The organism is Pedobacter sp. 10L46_2 (assembly GCF_056395165.1).
The window spans coordinates 1-3,575 of record NZ_JBFTIZ010000384.1; the positions used below are offsets into that span (position 1 = coordinate 1).

General features: G+C 37.5%; 4 protein-coding genes. 3 read left to right on the forward strand and 1 reads right to left on the reverse strand.

Annotation, left to right across the window (positions count from 1 at the left end; all coding sequences use genetic code 11):
• A partial coding sequence (locus tag AC1DDX_RS25410; RefSeq protein ID WP_477622823.1) for a LysE family translocator occupies positions 1–447 on the reverse strand: 447 nt, incomplete at its 3' end.
• 167 nt (positions 448–614) lie between these two features.
• Here AC1DDX_RS25410 and AC1DDX_RS25415 point away from each other — a divergent pair.
• The 3 genes from AC1DDX_RS25415 to guaA all read left to right on the forward strand — a co-directional run.
• Complete coding sequence (locus AC1DDX_RS25415) at positions 615–2,048, forward strand: MFS transporter (protein WP_172661180.1); 1,434 nt, start codon at positions 615–617, stop codon at positions 2,046–2,048.
• 98 nt (positions 2,049–2,146) lie between these two features.
• Positions 2,147–2,596, forward strand: coding sequence for a deoxycytidylate deaminase (locus AC1DDX_RS25420; RefSeq protein ID WP_288883581.1), 450 nt, complete (start codon positions 2,147–2,149; stop codon positions 2,594–2,596).
• Between the two features lie 8 nt (positions 2,597–2,604).
• Positions 2,605–3,575 (forward strand): glutamine-hydrolyzing GMP synthase (guaA, locus tag AC1DDX_RS25425; RefSeq protein WP_477622824.1); only part of this gene is annotated, 971 nt, incomplete at its 3' end.

Below are 3,575 nucleotides of genomic sequence, written 5' to 3' on the forward strand. Positions count from 1 at the left end.
GAATACCACCTTTTCGGCCATATCATAATGAAGCTGTACCGAGATAATACCCCCAACCATAATCCAAAACATCAAAGTAGACGGAGATAAGAGGCACATTAAAAACCCTTTTAATATATAACCTCTTTTTTTGATTTTTACAGTTTCTGAAATGTCGTAGCTTACTTTTACTTTATTAAAAAGATAGTAGAGGCCAATTCCAAAAAGGAACAATCCACCAATAATACCTATGTATTGATTGTATTCAGAATTATAGTCTACAAATTGTGAACTGAATATGGTAAGCGAGATAAAGATTATGTCGCTGAAAACTACACCTATAGCTAAAGAGAACCCAGCTTTAAAGCCCTTTTCTATGCTGGTTTTTATCATGGAAAAAAATACGGGACCCGTTAAAAACGAAAATAAAATCCCCGCACCTATCCCTTGTAATATTGCTTCAAACATTCAGCTAAACATATATAATACGCTAATATGCAATTTTAAACATAAAGTGACCTTATTTTTTTACTAGTTTTCATGCAGATATCTAACGTCCTGTAATGTGTAAACATTACACTTTAGCTTATAGTTTTTTTTATTTATGTTTAGCGTTCTAAAAAACCAAGTTTAAAATGAGTTCAGAAAATTCTCAAACCAAATGGGGCCAATTTATTCCCTTAGTCACAGTGTTCTTTTTTTGGGGCTTTGTAGCTGCCAGTAATGACATATTAATACCGGTATTTAAAAAAGCATTTGACTTAACTCAAAGCCAAAGCCAATGGGTATCACTTGCATTTTATATTGCCTATACGGTTGGAGCATTAATTTATAATGCCATTTCAGTTTTAATGAAACAGGATCTTGTAAATAAGCTGGGCTACAAGAATTCATTAGCTTTAGGTTTGGTTATTTCGGCTGTAGGAACGTTGTTGTTTTATCCGGCTGCAAATCTGGGCTCATTCCCCTTAATGTTATCTGGGTTGTTTATCGTGGCATTAGGATTTTCTTTGCAACAGACGGTAGCAAATCCATTGGCCATTGCATTAGGACCAATTAAAACAGGTTCCCAACGATTAACATTAGCAGGTGGTATTAATAACTTTGGTACTACAATAGGACCCCTAATTGTTAGTTTTGCCATTTTTGGTTCATTATCTACAGCAAGTGAAGATGTAAGTATTGAAAGTGTTAAAATACCATACTTAATTTTAGGAGTTGCGTTTATTGCGGTTGCAATATTTTTAAAGCTGTCTTCTCTGCCAGATAGACCAACCTTGGTTGAGTCGGTAATTGAGGATCCAAGCCATAAGGGTTCTGCTTTAAAATACCCTCAGTTGGTWTTGGGTATGATTGCCATATTTGTTTATGTRGGTGTTGAAGTATCTACTGCAAGTAACCTGCCTGCTTACATGGAAAAGGACCTGGGATTTGCAATTAAGGATATTGCACCATATGTATCTTTATACTGGGCCAGTATGATGATTGGTAGATGGACTGGAGCTGTTGAGGCTTTCACCGACAATGTAAGTACACAAAAAATATTAAGGTTTGTGGCTCCATATTTAGCTTTCGGGATCTTCTTAGGTGTTAATGCAATATTTCACCATGATTTAGCTCCATTTTATGTTTATGGTCTAATTATCTTAGTGTTGATTATTGCTGATATGGCGAGTAAAGGAAATCCAGCCAGAATGTTGCTGATATTCTCTATCATAGGTATTAGTGCACTCTTAATCGGTATGTTTACAAAAGGTATGGTAAGTGTTTATGCACTTACAAGTGTGGGGCTGTTCTGCAGTACATTGTGGCCTTGTATCTTTACATTGGCTGTGAGTGGTCTGGGTAAAAATACAAGTCAGGGAAGTAGCTTCTTAATCATGATGATCATGGGTGGAGGAATTATTAGTTGGGTACAAGGATACGTATCTGAGTTCACTGGTATCCAATACAGTTATATAGTAGGTGTGCTATGCTTCGCCTATCTGGCATATTATGCCTGGAAAGTAAGCGGCATCCTTAGAAAACAAGGAATTGATTTCGATAAAAAAATAGCCGGCGGCCACTAAAATAGCCTTCGCATAAAAACTTCCCTCTTTGCTTAAAGGAGGGAAGTTTTTTTTTACCCTATATTTGCCAGCCGGTTTTTTGAATTAAAACGCATCAGATGAAGAAAGGATTTAAAGATATATTTATGAACTTAGCTACCGATCTGTCGCACCGCTCACACTGCGTGCGTGCCCATGTTGGAGCTGTATTAACAAAAGATACCCGAATTATTTCTATAGGCTATAACGGGCCGCCTTCAGGTACACATAACTGCGATGAAGAGTGGCCTGAAACAGGATGCGACAGAGATTCGCGCGGTAGTTGTTCACTTGCATTACATGCAGAAGAGAATGCCATATTGTATGCGGTAAAAAATGGTTCTAAAATATCAGGGTCAACTTTGTATACCACACTTTCGCCGTGTATTGCTTGCGCCAGGTTAATATTATCGTCAGGTATTAAATTAGTTTACTATAAAGATTCCTATGCAGAGTACAAGGGCTTGGCGAGCGATGAAGGTGTTGATTTTCTGCGAAGATTTGGTGTGGAGGTAATTAAATATTCTTAACTTTGGCCATGCTAGAAAAAATCATAATTCTCGATTTTGGTTCCCAATACACACAATTAATTGCCCGTAGGGTACGCGAGTTAAATGTTTATTGCGAAATTCATCCCTTCAATCATATTCCTGAAATCTCATCTGACGTTAAAGGCATCATATTTTCAGGTAGTCCATATTCAGTTCGTCAGGAAGACGCACCTCAAATAGATCTTGAAAAATTCCATAAACATTATCCTGTTTTAGCAGTTTGTTACGGTGCTCAGTATATTGCCCAGCACACAGGTGGAGAGGTTAAGGCTTCATCAACACGCGAATACGGCAGAGCCAACCTAAACTTTGTAGCAGATAATAATAAGTTATTTAAAAATATTAGTGCAGGTTCACAAGTGTGGATGTCACATGGTGATACCATTACAGCAATGCCTGCAAATGCAGAACTTATAGCCAGTACAGATAGTGTAAAAGTTGCCGCTTATCAGGTTAAAGATTCAGAAACCTATGCAATCCAGTTTCATCCAGAAGTAACACACAGTACTGATGGTAAACAATTGTTAGAAAACTTTCTTGTAGACATCTGCGGATGTAAACAGGAGTGGACTCCAGATGCATTTGTTGAAACCACCATTGCTGAGCTTCAGGCTAAATTAGGTAACGATAAAGTTGTTCTTGCCCTTTCAGGTGGTGTTGATTCAAGTGTTGCAGCAATCTTATTGCATAAAGCAATTGGTAAAAACCTACACTGCATCTTTGTAGATAATGGTTTGTTACGCAAAGGAGAGTACGAATCAGTTTTAGAACAGTACAAACACCTTGGTTTAAACATAAAGGGAGTTGATGCTAAAGAACGTTTCCTTAGCCAGCTTGCAAAAGTTAAAGACCCAGAATTAAAGCGCAAGGCAATTGGACGCGTATTCATAGAGGTATTTGATGATGAAGCACATGAAGTTCAGGATGTGAAATGGTTAGCACAAGGAACCATTTACCC

What these genes read in the sequence shown, in the direction of transcription:
- AC1DDX_RS25420 (WP_288883581.1), top strand. Translation starts at nt 2,147, where the DNA reads ATGAAGAAAGGATTTAAAGATATATTTATGAACTTAGCTACCGATCTG.